This is a genomic window from Rhizobium jaguaris, assembly GCF_003627755.1.
GTDB classification, from domain to species: domain Bacteria; phylum Pseudomonadota; class Alphaproteobacteria; order Rhizobiales; family Rhizobiaceae; genus Rhizobium; species Rhizobium jaguaris.
This window is the reverse complement of the sequence record NZ_CP032694.1, coordinates 4,486,583-4,506,020: the sequence shown is the minus strand read 5'-3', so window position 1 is coordinate 4,506,020 and position 19,438 is coordinate 4,486,583. Positions and strand designations below refer to the sequence as shown.

Genomic DNA, 19,438 nt, shown 5'->3' with positions numbered 1-19,438 from the left:
GATCGAATGGGACTTAGGAAAGCCTATGCGCTCTTTTCAATTGTTACCGCGTCCTCTGCTTGTCCACCAGGACAGGCGCGGTCATTTGCCCGTCATGTCGCCTTCGATATAGGCCGTTCAGCCGGAGGTCAAAGATTATCGTGAAGTTGGTGAGCTATAACATCCAGTACGGCTTCGGCCTCGACGGCAGATATGATCTCGAACGCATCGTCGCAAACCTTGCGGGCGCCGATGTTGTTGCCCTGCAGGAAGTAACCTGCGGTTTCGCGAGCAACGGCCATGTCGACATGGTCGCCGCGATCCAAGCCCTGCTGCCGAATTATTATTCCATCTACGGGGCTGGGCTGGACGTGCTGCCGCCAGGCGCCGGCCCACGAGATCCCCGGTTTCAGTTCGGCAATATGGTGCTGTCGCGCTGGCCGATCCGTGCGACACGGACGGTGCCTCTGCCGCGCAGCCGCACGCTTTCCAAACTCAATCTGCAGCGGGTTGCCGTGGAAGCGGTGATCGATGCGCCCGGCAGGGCTTTCCGGGTCTATTCCGTGCATCTCGATCACGTCTCTCCGGACGAGCGTATCCGCCAGATTCACTATCTCAAGGACCATGCGGTCAACTTTGCGCGCGACGGCGGCTCGCTGACGGGCGGCCTGGAGATCGGCTACAGCGATCCGCCGCTGCCGGAGGATTTTGTCCTGATGGGCGATTTCAACATGGGGCCGGAATCGCCGGAATATTGCGCGCTTGCCGGCCTGAGGGATGCCTTCTACGGGCGCATGCCGCGTTTCGACATGCCGGTCGACGCGCTCGATGCCGCCGGCTGGCTGAAGCCCGGAGCCTATAGCTGGATGGATCCGAAGGATCGTAACAAGCGCATGCATCTCGATTACTGCTTCATCAGTTGCGGGTTGAGTGATCGTCTGCGGTCGGCCCATGTCGATATCGACGCGGAAGGTTCCGATCATTTTCCGGTATGGGTCGAGATCGATTGATGGTAGCAGGCGTGTCCGCCGTTGCCGCGCGTCTGTGCCTGGCCCCTCACCCTAGCCCTCTCCCCGTTTGTACGGGGAGAGGGAATTTCCGTGTTAAATCAGTCGCTTCGCAACTGGCCGCGAAAGAGCGGCAACCGCTAAGTTGGTCCCCTCTCCCCGCCTTGCGGGGAGAGGGTTAGGGTGAGGGGCCGGGCACATCGCATCTTGATACGGGCACGCCTGACCAGCCTCATCCTCTATTTCACGCCGCCTGCGAGAGCCGCAGCGCGCCCGGCTTCAGCACGGTTTCGATATGCGGAACCATGGTGTTGCGGGCGAAGCTGTAGACCTCCGCGCAGCCGATGATGTCGAAGCCGAGCTTCTGCTGCAGCTTCAACGACGCCGGATTGTCGGCGAAGACGCCGGAGAACACGGCGACCTCGGGCATGCGGCGGGCGAAGCGCTCGAGCGCGGCCGTGACCGCCTCGGTCATGATGCCGCGCCGCCAGTAGTAGCGGTTCAGCCAGTAGCCGAGATGCCAGCGGCCATGCCTGAGGTCGATGCCGACGCAGCCGATATGGACATCGTCCCGCTCGGTGATGGCCAGCATCCAGTCACTGTCCAGATCGCCGCAGGTGCGCGGGACCAGCCAGTCCAACGCATCCTGACGGTCGTAGGGCACCGGCACGCGGGCCAGCATGCGGGTGACGGCGAAATCCGACAGGGATTCCGTCATCGCGTCGGCATCGCCGAGCCGGTGCGGGCGCAGCGTCAGCCGTTTGGTCCGGATGACCGGCGTCGGTCCGGGCGCCAGGGTCCTGACGTCGCGGCGGTGCAGGATGGCGGCGTTCATCTCAGACCTCCCCAGCTTCTCAAGGATATCCAGGTCTTGCGGTCCAGCCGGTACCATTCGACCGATACCGTGCTGCCGAGCGCCAGCGACGCGGCAAGGCCGGATCCCTGGAACTGGAAGCCGCACTTCTGCACGACCCTCCTCGAGGCAACGTTCATCACCCGGCAACGGGCATCGATCTGGGCGACGTTCTCGCGCGTACGGAAGACCATGTCGATCAGGGCATGGGCGGCTTCCGTCATATAGCCCTGGTTCCAATAAGGCTCGCCCAGCCAATAGCCGATCTCGACGGTCTGCGGGTCGGCCGTCGGCTCGACGCCGCAGCAACCGAGAAAGGCGCCGTTGTCGGCTTTGGTGATCGCATAGACGCACTTGCCAATCTCGCCAAGCTTCGTGCGTCGCACGAAATCGGCGGCATCGGCGGTCGTATACGGGTGCGGCATACGCGATACCATTGTGGCGACGTTGGCGTTGTTGGCGAGATGGGCAAGGGCGTCGATGTCTTCTTCGTGGGGCGCGCGCAGAACGAGCCTTTCCGACAACAAGACAGGGCAATCGGTCCTTAACCGCTCCGGCCTCAGCCGTTCTTCGGGAGACCTCGATTGGCCTTCCCTTAACAATTCGCCTTGCATGGTTCAGTCCTCCTGGTTGGGATAAAGAAAAAAGGGGAGATGGCGCCCCATCTCCCCTTTTCTGACTGAACCTGTTGCGATCAGCCGGGTCGATGAGACGCCGGCTGTTTTTGAGCGCTACCGGCTTATTCCGCTGCTTCCGCTTTCGGCATTACAGACACGTACACGCGGCCATTGGCCTTCGTACGGTAGTCCACATTGCCGGCCGTAAGCGCAAAAATGGTATGATCTTTGCCGAGGCCGACATTGGCGCCCGGATGCCACTGCGTACCGCGCTGACGCACGATGATGTTGCCTGCTGCGACGGTTTCGCCGCCGAACTTCTTCACGCCAAGGCGCTTGGATTCGGAATCGCGACCGTTACGCGAGGAACCGCCAGCTTTTTTGTGTGCCATTGGAGTTCTCCTTTAAACCTTGATCCCGTTACTTACTTGGCAGCCACGATGTCCGTGATGCGGACGACCGTGTGATGCTGGCGATGGCCGCGCGAACGCTTCGAGTTCTGACGACGGCGCTTCTTGAAGGCGATGACCTTCTTGCCGCGGTTGTGCTCGACCACTTCGGCCTTGACGGAAGCGCCCTTGACGAAGGGAGCACCAATCGCAGCGTCGGCGCCTTCGCCGATAACGAGGACTTCGGTGAATTCTACGGTGTCGCCGGCGGTGGCTTCCAGCTTCTCGATGGTCAGCACGTCGTCGGCTGCCACACGGTACTGCTTACCGCCGGTCTTGATGACTGCGAACATTTTTTATCCTTTCATGTTCGTTCCGGCTCTCTCGCCCAGAAGGACAAGCGGCCGTCTTTTTATCAGTCTAAATTTAGCAGGGATTTCAAAGGCTTGGGCCTTCAAAAAGATCTGCCGGTGAAGCCCTGCACAAAGCTGGGCGGGCAAGGCGCGGACTTGTCCACACCTATTGCGTCGCACGGGATATATAAGGGCCTGTGATCTGTCAAGGCAAAAGGATGAAAACCTTGAATATTCACCCTTGCCATCCCATCCTTCTCTCGCTATGAGAACGCCCGCGCTGAGAAACGCGCCGACCAGCATAACCGGAGAGGTGGCAGAGTGGTCGAATGCACCGCACTCGAAATGCGGCATGCCTGCAAGGGCATCGTGGGTTCAAATCCCACCCTCTCCGCCATTTTTGTGACATTTCTTCATTGAAATCAGATAGTTAGCGCTCGGAACCGGGTGTTATGATACAAACTGTGCTACAAAACGCACGTTTTCCGCAGCGAACGCTGCTCGCCATTACCAGCTACCTGAGAAATATACTTGTATAACAAAAGTTTGTACTTTGGAATTGTAAGTACAATATTTCATAATTTAAGTATAGATTTCTCGCATCTAAATTAAACCTTGACAAATAAGGGAATTTTAGCTACAAACCTTGTCATTGATTAATTATCAATTGAAAGGAAATCATTTGAAGCTAAATTATTTACACATTAGGGACGGTTTTTATTATTTTCGAAGGGCTATCCCTCCTCGATTGAGGTATCAGTTCGATAACAAACGAGAGTTTGTGATTTCGTTAGGAACAAAAGATCGCAGGTTGGCCACGCTCAATTACTCAAAGCTGGATCAGAAATACGATTCTCTGCTTAAGCTTGCAGCGCAAGACCCAAATTTCATCGGCGCGACAGAGTTTCAAAAAATGGCAGCCGACTCAGGAATCCATTCGTTTCCCGATGATGTCGGGTCCTTGTCGGTGCCCGAACTCATAGAGCTAACGGGAAAGAACCTTGATATAATCAGGTCTTTGCCAAGCAATCCGAGGATCAGAGCTGGCGTTCTAGCAGCGGCTCTAAACTCAAGTGTGAGACTCGCAGATATCTATGACCGATATAAGGTCATTACTCGCGACAAAGACCTCAGGCGTACTCCTAGAGAACGGCAAAAGGCTCAAAAGCCAATTGAGCTTGCTATCAGTGAATTCGTCGTAGCAATCGGTGATTTGGATGTTCGAAAACTCACCAAAAAGGAGGGGTATCAATTCAGGGACAAGCTGATCTCTGATATCGAAAGCGGAAAGATCTCTGCATCTACGGCAAACAAGAAGATTATGCATCTTCGTAAGATCATTAATGCCGTTTTCCAGGCGGATTATCCGGAACTAGTCAACCCCTTTGAAGTTAAGGCGATTGAAGACACTGAAAAGGGTCGTCGGAAGCCATTCAGTGAAATCGAGATCGAAGATATTACGGAGAAGCTTCATTCCAACAATGTAAATGACCAGCTTAAGGCCATTATGTTTGTGTCGATGTTTACTGGAGCGGGGTGCAAGGAACTGGCCCTACTCACGTCATCGGACATCGTTTTAGACGCGGATATCCCTCATATTCGTATCAAACCAAACGAATTCCGAACGAAAGTGAAAGGCGGCGGAGAGCGTCATCGGTGAGCGCGACGAACAGCCCACCTTTTCTTTTGTGAATGAGGCCGCGAGATAAGCTCTATCATTGATAGGAGTGGACCGGGATGGTTGGAGATCGCGCTGATGCCATGCTTGAAGTCATGGATGAAGGCATGCATGAAGCCAGGCATGAGGGAAAGTATCGGCGGATCGAGATGATCACCGGTCGGCGGCAGCGGCGGAATTGGACTGACGAGGAGAAGGCGCGGATTCTCGCGGAGAGCGCAGAACCTGAAGTGAACATTTCGGCTGTTGCGAGGCGCTGGGGCGTCAATCGCGGCTTGCTGAATGTGTGGCGACGGGATGCCGGACTAACCTCTCAACGGTCGGCAAAGGCCAGCTTGCCGCCTGCCGTATTCGTGCCGGTGACAGTGGTTGGGGATGGCGCACGACACGAAGGCTCGCCATCGAATGCCTCGGAGGTTCTTGCTGGCCGGATTGAGATCGAGATTGCCGGCGCGCGCATGACGGTTATCGGTTCGGTAGCGCCTGAGCTGGCACAAGCAATGGTGGCGGCGTTGCGAGGACGCCGGTGATCGGAGTTTCGCCAAATGGCGTGAAGATCATGATTGCGACGCAACCTGTCGACTTCCGGCGCGGGATGAATGGCCTGGTGGCATTGGTGGCTTCGGCGCTTGCTGCTGATCCGTATTGTGGCGATGTTTTTGTGTTCCGCGCCAAGCGTCTCGATCGGCTGCGCTGCATCTATTGGGACGGATCCGGCATGATCCTGGCAACGAAGTGGTTGGAAAGCGGAAAGTTCGTTTGGCCGCCGATCTGCGATGGCGCGATGCAGATGAGTGCCCAGGAGTTCTCGCTTTTGCTGGCCGGCATTGACTGGACGAGGGTCAAACGAAACGCGGTGAGAAGGCCCTCAAAAGCAGGCTGATCCTATTGGTTTTGCTTGAAGATTCAGACTCATATGGTAGGGTCTGTCATGCCGCTTCGACCCGATCCCTTGCCCCAGGATGCTGCGCAATTGACCCGGATCATTCTCTCGCTCAACGAAGAGAATGCCGATCTCAAAGCGCGCGTGGCCTTCCTTGAGCGCCAACTCTTCGGGACGAAATCGGAGAAGATGACGGTGCTCGATCCGACGCAGGCAATGCTCGATCTTGGCGATCTAAGCGACATTCCCGTTGCTGCCAATGACGATGTCGCGCCAGTCGATGACGACAAAACGCAGGCACGGAGATCGCCAGCCCGCAATATCGGCCGCTTGCCCAAGCACCTTCCGCGTTATGACGAGGTCATCGAGCCGGAGAGCAAGACTTGCCCCTGCTGTTCGTTCGAACTTCATTGCATCGGCGCTGATGTCAGCGAGGCGCTCGGCATCGTGCCTGCGGTTGTCCGGGTGAAACGGACGATCCGGCCGCGCTACGCATGCCGGGCTTGCGAAAGCGTTGTTGTGCAGGCGCCGGCACCAGCGCGCGTGATGGATGGTGGCATGGTGACCACGGCGTTTGCCGCGCATGTCGCTGTTTCGAAGTTTGCCTGGCATCTCCCGCTCAATCGCCAGGCCCAGATGCTGGCCTCCTGCGGCGTCATCATCGATCGCGGCACACTCGGCGCCTGGGTCATGCGGGTCGCCTGGTGGCTAGAACTTCTCTATAACGAGCTACTCGCCTTCATCCGCTCGCAGCCGAGGATGTTCTGTGATGAGACGCCGTTGCCGCGCCTCGATCCGGGGCGCAAACGAACCAAGCTTTGCCAGTTATGGGCGCAAGCAGTTGACGACCGCCCCTGGAATGGTCCGGCGCCACCGGCGGTGGCCTATACTTTTGCCGAAAGCCGCAGCGCTCGCGAGGTTGAGGGGCAACTGTCGTCGTTTGCCGGCGTGCTTCAGGTTGATGGATACCAAGCCTATAAAACCATGGTCAAACGACGCGGCAAGAGCAACGTTGCCCCCATGCGGCTGGCCTTCTGCCTGGCCCACGCCCGGCGAAAGTTCGTCGATGTCGTCAAGCTGACCGGCTCTTCGGAGGCCTTGTCGATCCTTGCCAGGATTGCCGAAATCTATCGCATCGAAGCAAAACTACGAGGGGAAGATGAAGATACCCGGCTTAGCGGCAGGCGTCGTGAGGCAGCTCCCATCATGAGAGAACTGAAGGTCCATCTCACCGAACTGAGCGACGAGGTGTCGTCGAAATCGGCACTTGGCAAGGCAGTCACTTACATGCTCAACCACTGGAGCGGACTGACAGCCTTCCTGGAGGATGGCCGGATCGAGGTGGACTCCAATGTCGTCGAGCGTTCAATGAAATCCGTGGCTCTGACGAGAAAGAACTCATTATTCGTGGGCAACGAGCGGGGTGGAAAGTCCTTCGCTGTTCTGGCATCGCTCGTCAACACGGCAAAGCTTAACGGCGTGGACCCCGACGTCTGGCTTGCCGATGTGTTGGAGCGCATCATCTCCGGCAAAGTGAAAGCCAACGAGATGGAGAGCCTTTTGCCTTGGGCCTGGAAGGCGGAGCGCGAAGCGATGACACAGCAGGAGCGACAAGCGGCATGACACAGAACAGCCAGGAGATGACGCCGCGACCGAAGCTCGATGACGACGCATTCGAAGCCTTTATCAGGAAACGTCGTCCGCCATCGCCTATCTGGTCAATGAGCGGTCTCGATGGCTATCTCACGGCTCTCATCATCGGCCCAAAGTTCATCGACCCACGCAAGTGGATCCCGGAACTGACCGGCCCGGATGCCCTAAACCTGCCGATGGAAACAACCGAACATCGGGCCGTGCAGACGATCGTTGCAGAGTATAATCGGATATCTGCAAGCCTTTCCGAGAGACCGAAAGACCACCGGCCAAGGTTCACCCAGATCGATGATCAGACCCTTGATCCATTTGATTGGGACCTCTGCTTTTTGCTGGGAACAGGGTATGCGCCGAAGCTGTGGCGGCCTGTCCTTCGAGGTCATGCCGTCACTGGGGATATCATCGCGCCACTCCGCAAGCTCGGCGAGATAAAACGGAAAGCGACCCACCAGGATGCTGCTGCCGTCGCCGAAGCACTCGTCAATATCCGAACCTATTTTATGCCGAAGCGGGCAAAGCAGAAGTTCTGACCGAGAGCCAGAAACCTATTTTAGTCAATCACAAAAGCCGTGGGCCATTCATTGCGCTCACCGTCATCGCGAGATACCGCTGTATGGAGAGTCGTTGACTTGGATGAAGCGTTTTCCGAACGGCTTTGACCGATATCGTCGTGACAACGGTGGCGAAGCAGTGAGCGTTGCTGCGCGAAAATTCCTAAGCAAATATCCTGAGAAGACATTCTACTCCTTCCGGCACCGTCTTGCGGATCTCCTTCGAAATAGTGGGTGTGAGGATAGACTCGCCAATGCAATTCTTGGACACAAGCAAAATGTGATCGGAATGCATTACGGGACGGGATACACCCTCAAAAATAAGTATGATGCTCTTGCCGAAGCGCACAAAAACGGGAAAGCGCACTTGAAAGAAAGGCAAGAAAAATATGCGAAACCATAATCGAGATATACTTTTAGATTATTCATATAGAGAACAATTTTTCAGCGAACTAAAGCAGGCTATTATTGTATTCGATAATAACGGTGACTATAAGAATTACATTAAGGCAAAGAGTATCGCAATAGCGATCAAGGGATATATTGATGAAATGGATTCTTTTTAAGAAATACGCACTGTTGTAATTTGGCAACTCGATTTAATTTTGTCTTAAAATAAAATTTTTAAGAATTATTTCTCTGAATATACTTATAATTAGTATAGGTTATTCATTTACTTCTGCTGCGATCTTCAAAAGAACAGCGCTTTTTCCGGATAAATTTTCCGATAGGTGGCTTAGATAATCAAACAGAATTTATCAATTAAAATAGTCAGGTTCTCCTGACTATTGTTTAGGAGTATTTAAGATAAAGGATTAATATGTATAAAAACTATATTGGAAATAAATTGAACTCAATGCCCGATTTTGTTCAGAGAACATTCGAAGATAAATCGATATTTGATAACACATTTTTTCACAACGATATCGATAAAAATCTATTAGAGACAAATCTTTATTTATTGACTGCCCACTTCAAGCATACAAGTATAAAGAGCGATATATTAAAACAAGAATATGTTATGAAGGCTTTCAAACAATATTTGCCGATTCCGATGAAGCCGCCCCTTTGTTCCGAGATGATTGCGCCCCTTGATTCCGGGATGATCTCGCCCCCTGTTTAGTGGGGTCTGCAGGCGATGATTGTTGTCAGTCCATTTAGGCGGGGTGTCAAGCTTTTCGGGGCAGGTTTCGGCGTAGGCTATCGCCGCTCAATTCGATGCGATGGGCGTTGTGAACGAGGCGATCCAGGATGGCATCAGCATAAGTCGGGTTTCCTATGACGTCGTGCCATGCCGACACCGGAAGTTGGCTGGTAATGATGGTTGATCTGCGGCCGTAGCGATCTTCCAGGATTTCGAGGAGGTCGTGCCGGGCCTGTTCGTTGAGCGGTTCGAGACCCCAGTCGTCGAGGATCAGGACTTGAACATGGCCCAGGGTACGTTGCAGCCGAGCATACCTGCCGTCGCCGCGAGCAAGTGCGAGCTGAGCAAACAGTCGTGGGACACGCTGATAGAGAACGGAACGATCGTCACGGCAAGCCTTGTGGCCGAGAGCGCAGGCTAACCAGCTTTTTCCGACACCCGAGGGTCCGCAAATGGCCAGATTGTCATGAGCGTTGATCCAGTCGCCGCCGAGCAGCTTCATGAAGAGCGCGCGATCAAGGCCGCGCTCGCTGCGGTAGTCGACATCTTCCGGGGTGGCCTGGTGGCGAAGCTTGGCAAACCTGAGGCGTGCGGCAAGCTTACGATCGTAGCGGGAACTCCACTCCCGTTCGAGCAGCAGTCCTAGCCACTCGGCATGCGAGAGATGTTCGGCTTCGCCGTTGGTGACGAGCTCCCCGAAGGCCTTTGCCATGCCGGCCAGGCCCATGGAATTGAGTTTGTCGAGTGTTGGATGGGCAAGCATTCTTTGTTCTCCTTAGTGGTAATAGCGAGGTCCACGGATGTTTTCGTGTTGGATAGGCTCATGCGAAGGTGGTCCATTGGTGGAGGCGGCTCGATCGAGATGATTGTCGAGGATGGAGCGCACCGAACCGTAGGTCCGGGCCCCGATCTCAAGCGCACGGCTGCAAGCAGCGTTCACTCTGTCGCGGCCAAAGCTTTTGTTCAGGCGGATAATTCCCATGCAGGCTCGAAAGCCCTGCTCCGGGTGCGGCCTGTCGGCGAGGATCTTCTCACACAGCAATGCAACCTCCGGCCCGATGGAAGAGGCCTCGCGTTGAATGCGTTCGATCGTCCAGTCGGCAAAGCGGCGGTGGGCCGAGGGCATGTGATCGGGGATTGTGGTGTGCTTGCCGTTACCGCTGGAGCGGCGATGAGCGGCTATTCGCTCGCCTTTGTGGAATATCTCGATCGTATTGGCGGTGATGCGCGCCTCGACTTGCTCGCGAGCAAAGCGATAGGGAACGGAGTAATAATGCCGCTCGATCTCGACGTGGTAATCCAATCCAGCACGCCGGATACGCCATTCCGCAAAGACATAGCGTTCAACGGGCAATGGCCTTAAAGCGGGCCGGTCGAGCTCTTCGAACAATTGGCGGCGCGTGACGCCAACCCGGCGAAGGACACGCCTGTCGTTCAAATCATATAGCAAGTCGGCAATCGCCGCATTGACTTCGGCCAGACTGTAGAAGGTGCGATGGCGGAGGCGGCCCAGCAGCCAACGCTCGACGATACGAACCGCAGCCTCGACTTTCGCCTTGTCGCGGGGGCGTCTCGGCCTCGTCGGCAGGACGGCGCTGCCATAATGCGCTGCCATCGCGCAATACGTCCGGTTGACCTGGGGATCGAAGTGGCACGCCTTGATGATCGCCACCTTGGCATTGTCGGGAACCAGCAACGCCGGCGCACCGCCGAAGAACTCCAGCGCCTGAACATGGCATTCGACCCAGTCCGGAAGCGTCTCGGTCCAGCGCGCCTGCGCGAACGAAAGACTGGATGCCCCCAGGACAGCGACAAATAAATGGGCCTGCCGTGTTTTGCCCGACAGCCGATCAACGACAACAGTGACCGTGTCGCCGGCGTAGTCGACGAACAATTTGTCGCCCGCCATATGATCCTGCCGCATCGTCACCGGCAGCTTCAACGCCCAGCCGCGATAGAGGTCACAATATCGGCTGTAGCGGTAACCATCGGGATAACGGCTTATGTATTCGTCCCAGAGAATTTGCAGCGTCACGTGCTTGCGCTTGAGCTCGCGATGGACTTGCACCCAGTCAGGCTCCGGTGCGCGACGATGACCCGTCTTCGTCCCAGCCGCACGGTAGAGCGCCGCCTCCAGGACGGCATCACTCACGTCATCATCCAACGGCCACGAAAGCCCCGCAGCCGCCGCCCGTCGCAGCGTCTCGCGCACCGTCGAGGCTGCTGCTCCGACCCGAACCGCAATCGATTTGTGGCCCAGCCCTTGCTCGGACCGATATCTCAGTATCTCGCGGACACGCCGCATCTCCAGTCTCTCCGCAGGCATCCCGTTCCTTCCTTGTCATCATTGACGGAAGGAACTTCACACCGGCAGAACACCCTTGCCACATCCCTCCGTAGGGGGCGGCATCATCTCGGAACAAGGGGGCGACTAATTCTCGGAATTGGGGGGCGACATCATTTCGGAATCAGGGGGCGGATTGCCTCGGAATTTGCAATATTATTTGGAACTCGTGAAAACGTTGATTCCAAACAAGCCATTCAAAAACGTCCATCTGCAGCCATTGACATGGGTTTCCTACGATGTCGAGGGCAGTCGTAGAACTAAATTTGTACAGGATGCACAGATACCCCATTTGCATGGAATTATATTGGTCAATCCGAAGACAATCGATAATTTCCGCAGCGCTCTAGATTCTGGCGTGCTTAACAAGTGCGGCAGCAAAATAATTGAAAGTGTATCATTTAAAAAAATCGATTATTTTGAATTCGAATTTGCTAGAACGATAGATTATTGTGGTAAATATAGCTCGAACTTAAAGAACAACAATACTAACTATTGCGTTGACGAGTTTTTCCCAACTGTTTCAGCGAAGAAATATCCGTTTTACAAATACATGGCAAAGTGCCAATAGATTACCCATCTTGCTTTGTAAGTCGCGAAAGCGTTGAACGCGAACACCCGGTTGCCGCAACTATCGCTGACCAACTTTGACCGGATGCGAGCATTTTGCGGATTGCTTTATTCCGCTCCTTGTCTTCCGGTCTCCCTCTATATTTGCCTTCGCTCTTAGCTTTCGCAATTCCTTGTGATTGCCGCCTTCTGCGATCATCGTAATCTTTGCGTGCAATTGCAGCGAGCATATCAATCATCATCCCATTTATAGCCTCCATCATACGAGACTGAATATCGTCTGCATTGCCGTTCGCCATTATCCATGAAGTTGGAAGATCAAGGGCGACGACCTTGACCTTCTTCGATTGGATTTGGGATTTCAGCCGTTCCCAATCTTCGGCATTCAACCGGCTCAAACGATCAATCTGCTCTACCAAAAGCATGTCTCCCGGCTGGCAGTCATTGAGCAATCGAAAAAGCTCCGGCCTCTTTAGCGACGCACCACTCTCATTTTCGGAATACGCAGCAGCGATCTTTAATCCTCGCTCGGCGGCAAATCGAAACAGGTCGTCTTTTGCCCGGTTTGCATCCTGGTCTTTTGTCGAGGCTCGGAGATAGGCACGCACGAACGTCATTTCTGGCCACCCGGTTCGTTTTGACTAGTTCGCTTATATCCGGTTCTTTTTAGATGGTCAAATCAAAGTTATCGAACCAACACGAACCCGGTTCGCAAAAGGTATACCCAATTCTCAAGTGACAACGACAAACGTCGAATCGATCTCTGTCATAAGGCTGTGCGTTTTGAGATAACTTGCCGACCCGTCGCATAATCTAGACAAATCATTAAATGAATAGTTGCACTATTCACCTAATCACTCAACTAAGCAGATCGACGGGCTTACGATGTTGATAAGGGCATTAGAATTTTTTGACTACAAATCTTATTCACACTTTTCGGTGTCTGCCAAAACGCGAAACGTTCTCGTCGGGCCGAACATTGAGGTTTGCGAGCCGACGTAAAGGTGAACTGAGGTCACAGGACCAAGACGGCGTCTGCGCAACTTACTTTGTGCCTCCAACGGCAATTCAGACCGATCTCCGGTACTGTGTGCATAATTTTATGGACGGGATAAACGCAAGAATTGTAATTCGAGCCGATAATGGCTCTGCCTTCAAAATGAAGATACCGGCGAACGGTGACCTAGAGTGCTACTTGGTGACCGAAGCAAGAGCTCAGACGAAGGCCAGTTTTCTCAGGAAGCATTTCCCCCTCGATATTGTCGTCGTTCCAACCCTGAGCCCTCTAGAACAGAACGAAGAACTGGTTAACCCCGAAACGGTCGAGAGGAATAGGTATAGCAGGCTTGCCAGCCGGAACTTTCGAAACTTCTGGCTAAATCGCACGTCAAAAGAATTCGAAGAGTTTGCGGAATTGGTGGAGTTCGGCTGGCCCGGCTTAAAATTACGATTCCCGGAAACTCAACAAACCGACACGAAACCGGTCGTTAGAATGTATTTTAGAGACGGGCCGCATGTTCGTGAAGTGCAATGGGCCGGCTTCGGTTTTCAAGTTTGGATGCAAACAATGACGCATCTGCTGAAAGCGAATAAGGGGTCCGTCCTCGTTTTAGATGAACCGGATATATATCTTCATCCAGACCTACAGCACCGTCTTCTGGATGTAGTTTCACGCCGAGTTGGCCAATATTTCATCGCAACGCATTCTACTGAAATCATTAATAAAGTAGATCCGGGAGATGTTCTGATTCTTCGTCCAGGCGCACGTTCCGCCAAAAGAATTCGAACGGAAGGTGACTTTTCGGCAGTCTACGATGCAATCGGCAGTTCGGAGAACGCTCAATTTGCTCGCCTAGCAAGGACCAAAAAGGTACTCTATTTCGAGGGCCATGATAATCGTTTACTTGCCAAATTGGGACGGCTTGTTAGCGGTGAAGACTATCTTTCGGACGCCTCTGTGACCCTTATGAAGACCGATGGGTTTTCCAACTGGTCAAGAGTCTCAACGTCTGCTTGGGTTTTCAATCAATTTTTTGAATTCGACGTCAAAGTTGCTTCGCTGTTCGACCGAGATTATCGGTGCGATGCCGACGTAGCCGATTTCGTCTCGATGATGAAAGATAGCGACGTCCTTTGCCACGTCCTGCCTGTGAAGGAAATCGAAAATATTCTTCTCGTTCCAGAAGCAATCATAAAGGTAGTCAAAAAGCATTCCAAAAAGACCCTGGCAGCCGACTGGGAGAATGAGATTCTCAAGATCTTCTCTGATACGATCAGTGGTTTCAAAGATCCGGTTTTCAGTAGGATTGTGGGGAAATATATCGAGTATGAGCTTGGCAGAAATCCAAAACAGGATGTCACAACTCTCTCTGCGAACGAGGCTGATCGCTTCTCTCAAGCTTGGAATACGGAAACCTTCCGTCGTGCGAAAGTACCAGGCAAAGCGGCATTTTCATTGATTGCAAAAGACATTCAGGACAAGTTTGGAGTTTCATTGACGCCTTCGAGGGTTGTTGATGAACTCGAATTGTCGCAAATCCATCCTGATATCAGGGACCTTCTAAACAGCTTTAAGTCCTATTTTGCCGAGTAGTACCCAATTCCGCCTTGATGACTTTCTCACGCTTCCTTTGACCACCACCATAAAGCTTCAGACACGCTTCCCTGGCCGTCTCCCAGCTTTTAAGGGCAACGGCTTTGGCTCATCTTTTGGTGGAACCTGAAAAAGCTTGTCCAGCGGAGCGTCGAGCTTTCTACTGAGCATCTCGATGACGTTAATCGTGACGTTCTCCTTTCCCCGCTCTATTCGCCCGAGATAGGCCCGATCAACATCAGCTTCCAGCGCTAAAGCCTCTTGTGTAAGGCCCTTAGCAATTCTCGCTTTACGCAGATTCCAGCCAAAGATTTCCTTTGCATCCATCCCAGGATGAGACGAAATTAGAGATTGACAAATCTACGGTCCCACACTCTCCTATTATAAAAGTTGTGATTTGTTTGATGGCAGTTCGTGGCGACACAATCGAAAACCGCTTCGAGTCAAATTGCAAAACGGCCCGTAAAACTGTCCCACAAACGCCTCTTAATGGATTGCGATTATGGAATTTCGCCACGCCAAACGTTTGATATCGACTGAAACGAAGAAACGTGTATTGACCGGCCAGTACGCCGACACTCTCTCGGAGAAATATTTCGGTTTTATGCGATTTGTTATATTAACTGTATTTACCGGCTTCATCGGAGGTATTCTTGTTCTCATTTTCAAGAAAAAACGATACCATCCGATGATTTTTTCAAAGGGATCGTCTCAAGAAATTGACGTTTCTACGTTGAGTTTCATTATGTCTCGGGCTAAATACGAATTTGCTGCCGATGAGGTTCCTGAAATACTCATAAAAACTAGGAAAGACAATTTTATACTGTTCACAAACCAGAATGTTTATTATGAACTTAACGTGGCAGCGAAAATTTTGGATGGGAGAACAACAATTGGAAAGCTTCCGATTTCACAGGCCAGCGAGATACTAATCAAAAACCATCTCACTTCTGCTGAAGTAATGATGGAAAAAGAGCTATTGGGCACTCTCTATAACGGAGAGTCTCCAAGAATTTCCCGTCTCTTTAAGGAAATTTCGAAGGACGTTAGGGAGTCCCTCCATGCCTCTTAGTTTCGGTGGAATAGTTGTTGTTGCAATTGCCGCCTATTTCCTGCCATTTATTGTTTCGTGCTGCCGAAGCCTTCCGAATAAATTCGGAATATTCTTCCTCAATCTGATATTCGGCTTTACGATCATTGGTTGGGGAGCGCTGCTTTTTTATTGCCTTTTATCCAATAATTCCGGGCGTGGGAATTTCGTCTGACTTGCGTGCAGATTAGCATCTTACTCAACAGGCATCAGTCCGCTTGGATAACGATCTTCCCTGTATTTCCGATACTTTTCTTCGCACACTTCGATCAACTGAACCACCATTTGCCCGAAGGCGATTACCTCGGTAATGGAGATGGGTACAAAATTCCCCTCTTTGTCTCGACCATTGCGATGTACAAAATGATGGCGGATTTCAGCTTTCTCAAGAAAATATGCGCGAGTGTCCTCGTCGTATAAACCGGACTTAAACGCTGCCCCATAAAGCTTTTCGACCTTTTCGACATCGTGATACGTCACATGTTGGAGGTGTGCTTTGACCGTATTTTTCACTAGATCAGGGTCTTTGGCTATTTGGAAAAGACTGAATTTCTCCACAAGACCGGCTTTGCCAATCAGAGCAAGCATGATTTTTGGGTCATCCAACACTATCCCAAGCAGCCGGTCAGCTAGATACGCTGACCTTGCCCCCAAGTTTTATCCAGTTTTGAGTTCGCTCCAGTGGTTTTGGGTTGCTGTATTCGGGGCGGTAGCGGCGGGTTGCGGTGCGGAGCCATTTCGGCTGCGCAGCACCGCATCACGTCGCGGGTTGATGGTCTGAGCGAACTCGGCAGGTGTCCTCCAGCCGAGTCCAGAGTGCGGGCGGTTATCGTTATAATCGCTGCGCCAGTTTGAAAGCGCTGAACGAGCATGGGTCAGTGACGAGAACAGTGTTTCGTTCAGGAACTCGTCTCGCAGCCGTCCATTGAAGCTTTCGATGAAGGCGTTCTGGATCGGCTTGCCTGGCGCGATATAGTGCCAATCTATCTTCGTCTTGTCCGTCCATTGCAGGATCGCATTGCTTGTGAACTCGCTGCCGTTATCACTGACGATCATCTTCGGCTTGCCACGCCCCTCGATGATCCGGTCCAGCTCACGAGCAACACGCAGGCCGGAAAGCGATGTATCGGCGATGAGACCCAGGCATTCTCTGGTGCAATCATCGACGACCGTCAGAACCCGGAACCTGCGACCATCGGTGAGTTGATCCGACACGAAGTCCAGCGACCAACGTTCATTGGCGGTTACTGGTATCAGCATCGGTGCTCGTGTGCCGATCGCTCGCTTGCGGCCACCACGCTTGCGCACGGTCAACTTCTCCTCCCGATAGAGCCGGAAGAGCTTCTTGTGGTTCACAAGGTGCCCCTCGCGTCTGAGCAGCACATGAATGCGTCGATAGCCGAAGCGGCGGCGTTCATGCGCCAACGCCTTCATCCGCTCGCGAAGGCCCTGGTCGTCGATGCGGCTGCTTTCGTAACGAACTGTCATCCGGCAAACGCCGATGGCTTTACACGCCCGCCGTTCACTCATCCGATGGTGATCCATCAGATGCGCGACAGCGTTCCGCTTTGCTGCGGGCGTCACCACTTCTTTCCCAAAAGGTCTTTCAACGCGGCATTGTCGAGCATCGCGTCCGCCAGAAGCCGCTTCAGCTTCGTGTTCTCGTCCTCCAGCGTCTTCAGCCGCTTGGCCTCAGACACCTCCATCCCGCCGAATCTGGCCTTCCATTTATAGATGCTGGCATCGCTGACGCCGTGCTTGCGGCAAAGCTCCGATACTGGCGTGCCCGCCTCGTGCTCCTTCAGAATGCCGATAATCTGTTCGTCAGTAAAACGGTTGCGTTTCATTCCCTGGTCCTCTCAATGGGCCAGAGCTTACTTCAAAATGGATTATTTCAACGGGGCAAGGTCAACGCCTCCATCATGCCCATCCATTGGAGAAATGCCATGCGCGAAAATGTGACGCTATCTCGTACGGATTCGGGGACTCGCATAATCAGGGCTGCCAATTCCAATTTGGCATTATCGAATGTCGTGAGAGGATCAGTTGGATAGTAGTTATGCAGAAAGTCTTCGTACCTTGTAATTTCGTAACTCTCCAACCTCACTTTGATATTGGGGTTATCTCTAATAAATGTTTTTACCACGCCACCGTGGTTCTCAACGACTATCGTGTAGATTGTTCCTCGGCAGTCTGGGCAGGGGGCATCGGTTTCGGAAATCCCGATCGCCTGCCGAGGGTCATCTACCGTTAGCTTGTAAGGTGCAACGGTTACGTCCCAAACGTTCCCACCTTTGCAGACAGGGCAGACGAACGAGACGGTCGCCGGTCGATGGATACTTTCCTGCATAGGGTCCCCAAGTGTGAAACAGGGCTGTTAGGAATTACTGCCACATCCCAAAAAACGCCTGTATGGGATCTGCCTTAGATCCTTCTAACACCGAGCCATACGTGCTACAAATCTTGCTACAAAATCGAGATCTTTTACTGATTAATTCTTTGATATTACTGAAGAAATTTTCATGTACGGAGGACACCCTCTCCGCCAAATGCGTAACGTTTTGTTTTCTCTTGCGGTTCTGCGAGATTCCCTCAGTGTCCCCACTTTTTCCCCATTCCGTGAATGAATGGGTGGAAGTACCTACGTCCTATTCCAAGCTGAAATGTGCCAAAGTACTCAAATTTGCACGCCGGAACACACTTATGGCATGCCTCGGACGCGGTATTTCCCTGAGCTTACAACCGCTTCTTCAATTCCGTCAGGTGCTCCTCGCAAATAGCCTTGACGAGCTGCTGCAACTCGGCCGTCCGCTCACGCAGCCACAGCAGGGCCTCCTCGCTGATCTCGTAGTGCGGCGAATAGCGAGCCTTCACATAAGCCTGATTGATGGTGTTGAACCAGGCGACATAGCGTTGGCGCTCGTTTGGCCAAATCTCCACGAGGCGCCGGTCACGGCCTTCAGCTAGCGTTCTTAGGTGGTTGAGGTTATGTGAGGCTGGGCTATAATTGGTCAGCGTCAACAGTAATGTCGAATAAGCTTGCTCGATGGCCTGATGAAGTAAGAATGCCCCCTCTTTCAGCATGTTTGTCTCGATCGCGACTTTCGAGAGACGAAGAAAGTTAGTCGCACCTGGGGCTCTGCTATCAAAATGTGTTCGCGCGGCGCTCAGCTCGTCCGCGGCGGAGAGCGGTTTGGGCTCGGACAGCTCTTCATCGTCGAGCTCGAAGAGTACTATGCCGTCGCGACGGATGTCGCTAAAGAAATAGTTGCCTTCCTTCAGCGCCGCGTTGACCTCGCGGCGCGAATGCACGATCAGGCTGACCGGCGTCTTGATGAGGCGGTCGAAAGGGAAACGAGTGGCTGCCTTGTGCCAGAAAAGCGCGAAATCGGTGAGCTTGCGGTTATTCACTATGATCAGCAGGTCATAGTCGGACTTATAGCCCTTGCTGGTGTGGACCTCATCCACCCAGTCGGCACGACTATAGGAGCCGAACAAAATGATTTTGAGGATGCGCCCCTTCTTCTTGAAGTCGGCGGTGCCTTCCTTCAGCGCATCCTCGAACTCCTCATGCAGGATCTCGACGATGCGCGACAATTCGCGCTGTTTGCGTTCCGGCAGATGATCGAGGCTGGCCTTCATCGGAAGCGGTGAACCCTTTTTGACAGTTCCTTTTTAGACACGATCTGGTTGTAAAAGCCAGACCCGCTGATGCCTTTAAATCAGCAGTCGCC

At 53.1% G+C, this 19,438-nt stretch carries 22 protein-coding genes, 1 tRNA gene and 1 pseudogene; 12 read left to right on the top strand and 12 right to left on the bottom strand.

Going from position 1 to position 19,438, the window contains the following annotated elements; genetic code table 11:
- The first annotated feature begins 140 nt into the window (after positions 1-140).
- Positions 141-989 carry an endonuclease/exonuclease/phosphatase family protein gene (locus tag CCGE525_RS21850; protein ID WP_120706117.1) on the top strand — a complete coding sequence of 283 codons (849 nt, stop codon included), beginning with the start codon at positions 141-143 and terminating at the stop codon, positions 987-989.
- 241 nt (positions 990-1,230) lie between these two features.
- Here the strand turns inward: CCGE525_RS21850 and CCGE525_RS21845 are convergent, their stop codons facing one another.
- From CCGE525_RS21845 to rplU, 4 genes are all read right to left on the bottom strand, one after another.
- Positions 1,231-1,821 (bottom strand): GNAT family N-acetyltransferase, encoded by a 591-nt coding sequence (locus CCGE525_RS21845; RefSeq protein ID WP_120706116.1) that lies wholly within the window; start codon positions 1,819-1,821, stop codon positions 1,231-1,233.
- Positions 1,818-2,453 (bottom strand): GNAT family N-acetyltransferase, encoded by a 636-nt coding sequence (locus CCGE525_RS21840; protein WP_120706115.1) that lies wholly within the window; start codon positions 2,451-2,453, stop codon positions 1,818-1,820. The genes CCGE525_RS21845 and CCGE525_RS21840 overlap by 4 nt, the downstream gene beginning before the upstream one ends.
- A gap of 125 nt (positions 2,454-2,578) precedes the next feature.
- Positions 2,579-2,848 (bottom strand): 50S ribosomal protein L27, encoded by a 270-nt coding sequence (gene rpmA / locus CCGE525_RS21835; RefSeq protein WP_120706114.1) that lies wholly within the window; start codon positions 2,846-2,848, stop codon positions 2,579-2,581.
- 32 nt (positions 2,849-2,880) lie between these two features.
- The gene (rplU, locus tag CCGE525_RS21830) at positions 2,881-3,198 is read right to left on the bottom strand and encodes a 50S ribosomal protein L21 (RefSeq protein ID WP_120706113.1); all 318 of its coding nucleotides are present in this window, start codon (positions 3,196-3,198) and stop codon (positions 2,881-2,883) included.
- Between the two features lie 307 nt (positions 3,199-3,505).
- Between rplU and CCGE525_RS21825 the strand changes: the two genes are divergently transcribed.
- The 8 genes and pseudogenes from CCGE525_RS21825 (at position 3,506) to CCGE525_RS21795 (ending at position 8,366) form a co-directional block, all read left to right on the top strand.
- Positions 3,506-3,595: transfer RNA gene (locus tag CCGE525_RS21825), tRNA-Ser, on the top strand.
- A 249-nt stretch (positions 3,596-3,844) separates the two neighbouring features.
- Positions 3,845-4,003, top strand: a pseudogene (locus CCGE525_RS39870) (DUF6538 domain-containing protein); the annotation flags it as partial.
- 6 nt (positions 4,004-4,009) lie between these two features.
- On the top strand, positions 4,010-4,858 hold the full coding sequence (locus CCGE525_RS21820) for a site-specific integrase (protein ID WP_162950238.1): 849 nt from the start codon (positions 4,010-4,012) through the stop codon (positions 4,856-4,858).
- Positions 4,859-4,935: 77 nt separating this feature from the next.
- Entirely contained in the window at positions 4,936-5,406 is a 471-nt protein-coding gene (tnpA, locus tag CCGE525_RS21815) for an IS66-like element accessory protein TnpA (RefSeq protein WP_120704928.1), read from the top strand.
- Positions 5,403-5,759: an IS66 family insertion sequence element accessory protein TnpB gene (tnpB, locus tag CCGE525_RS21810; RefSeq protein ID WP_120704927.1), complete on the top strand. Its 357-nt coding sequence runs from the start codon at positions 5,403-5,405 to the stop codon at positions 5,757-5,759. Before tnpA ends, tnpB begins: the two co-directional genes overlap by 4 nt.
- A 48-nt stretch (positions 5,760-5,807) precedes the next feature.
- The gene (gene tnpC / locus CCGE525_RS21805; RefSeq protein WP_120704926.1) at positions 5,808-7,382 is read left to right on the top strand and encodes an IS66 family transposase; all 1,575 of its coding nucleotides are present in this window, start codon (positions 5,808-5,810) and stop codon (positions 7,380-7,382) included.
- Positions 7,379-7,942: a UPF0149 family protein gene (locus CCGE525_RS21800; protein ID WP_120706111.1), complete on the top strand. Its 564-nt coding sequence runs from the start codon at positions 7,379-7,381 to the stop codon at positions 7,940-7,942. The genes tnpC and CCGE525_RS21800 overlap by 4 nt, the downstream gene beginning before the upstream one ends.
- A 94-nt stretch (positions 7,943-8,036) precedes the next feature.
- Positions 8,037-8,366: a site-specific integrase gene (locus CCGE525_RS21795; RefSeq protein ID WP_162950237.1), complete on the top strand. Its 330-nt coding sequence runs from the start codon at positions 8,037-8,039 to the stop codon at positions 8,364-8,366.
- 766 nt (positions 8,367-9,132) lie between these two features.
- On the opposite strand, the gene istB is transcribed toward CCGE525_RS21795, so the two are convergent.
- The 3 genes from istB to CCGE525_RS21775 all read right to left on the bottom strand — a co-directional run bounded on the left by istB (position 9,133) and on the right by CCGE525_RS21775 (position 12,638).
- Positions 9,133-9,870 (bottom strand): IS21-like element helper ATPase IstB, encoded by a 738-nt coding sequence (gene istB / locus CCGE525_RS21785; protein WP_120702904.1) that lies wholly within the window; start codon positions 9,868-9,870, stop codon positions 9,133-9,135.
- A 12-nt stretch (positions 9,871-9,882) separates the two neighbouring features.
- Complete coding sequence (gene istA / locus CCGE525_RS21780; RefSeq protein WP_120703235.1) at positions 9,883-11,412, bottom strand: IS21 family transposase; 1,530 nt, start codon at positions 11,410-11,412, stop codon at positions 9,883-9,885.
- Positions 11,413-12,023: 611 nt separating this feature from the next.
- Positions 12,024-12,638: a recombinase family protein gene (locus tag CCGE525_RS21775; protein ID WP_120706108.1), complete on the bottom strand. Its 615-nt coding sequence runs from the start codon at positions 12,636-12,638 to the stop codon at positions 12,024-12,026.
- A gap of 581 nt (positions 12,639-13,219) precedes the next feature.
- Between CCGE525_RS21775 and CCGE525_RS21770 the strand changes: the two genes are divergently transcribed.
- A complete protein-coding gene (locus CCGE525_RS21770; RefSeq protein ID WP_245472189.1) occupies positions 13,220-14,614 on the top strand; it encodes an ATP-dependent nuclease in 1,395 nt (464 codons plus the stop codon).
- A 57-nt stretch (positions 14,615-14,671) separates the two neighbouring features.
- Here CCGE525_RS21770 and CCGE525_RS21765 read toward each other — a convergent pair whose 3' ends face one another.
- Positions 14,672-14,941, bottom strand: coding sequence for a helix-turn-helix domain-containing protein (locus tag CCGE525_RS21765; protein ID WP_120706106.1), 270 nt, complete (start codon positions 14,939-14,941; stop codon positions 14,672-14,674).
- A 229-nt stretch (positions 14,942-15,170) separates the two neighbouring features.
- Between CCGE525_RS21765 and CCGE525_RS21760 the strand changes: the two genes are divergently transcribed.
- Complete coding sequence (locus CCGE525_RS21760; RefSeq protein WP_162950235.1) at positions 15,171-15,686, top strand: hypothetical protein; 516 nt, start codon at positions 15,171-15,173, stop codon at positions 15,684-15,686.
- Complete coding sequence (locus CCGE525_RS39865; RefSeq protein ID WP_120706104.1) at positions 15,676-15,879, top strand: superinfection immunity protein; 204 nt, start codon at positions 15,676-15,678, stop codon at positions 15,877-15,879. The genes CCGE525_RS21760 and CCGE525_RS39865 overlap by 11 nt, the downstream gene beginning before the upstream one ends.
- A 20-nt stretch (positions 15,880-15,899) precedes the next feature.
- On the opposite strand, the gene CCGE525_RS21750 is transcribed toward CCGE525_RS39865, so the two are convergent.
- The 4 genes from CCGE525_RS21750 to CCGE525_RS21735 form a co-directional block, all read right to left on the bottom strand.
- On the bottom strand, positions 15,900-16,292 hold the full coding sequence (locus tag CCGE525_RS21750; RefSeq protein ID WP_162950234.1) for a hypothetical protein: 393 nt from the start codon (positions 16,290-16,292) through the stop codon (positions 15,900-15,902).
- 69 nt (positions 16,293-16,361) lie between these two features.
- Positions 16,362-17,551, bottom strand: a protein-coding gene (locus CCGE525_RS21745; protein WP_120702903.1) for an IS3 family transposase whose coding sequence is annotated in 2 segments (ribosomal slippage) — positions 16,362-17,302 and positions 17,302-17,551 — 1,191 coding nt in all. Because the reading frame shifts where the segments join, the coding sequence is not laid out codon by codon here.
- A gap of 47 nt (positions 17,552-17,598) precedes the next feature.
- Complete coding sequence (locus CCGE525_RS38395; RefSeq protein ID WP_162950233.1) at positions 17,599-18,054, bottom strand: hypothetical protein; 456 nt, start codon at positions 18,052-18,054, stop codon at positions 17,599-17,601.
- 386 nt (positions 18,055-18,440) lie between these two features.
- On the bottom strand, positions 18,441-19,346 hold the full coding sequence (locus tag CCGE525_RS21735; RefSeq protein ID WP_120706101.1) for a nucleotidyltransferase and HEPN domain-containing protein: 906 nt from the start codon (positions 19,344-19,346) through the stop codon (positions 18,441-18,443).
- Positions 19,347-19,438: the final 92 nt, after the last annotated feature.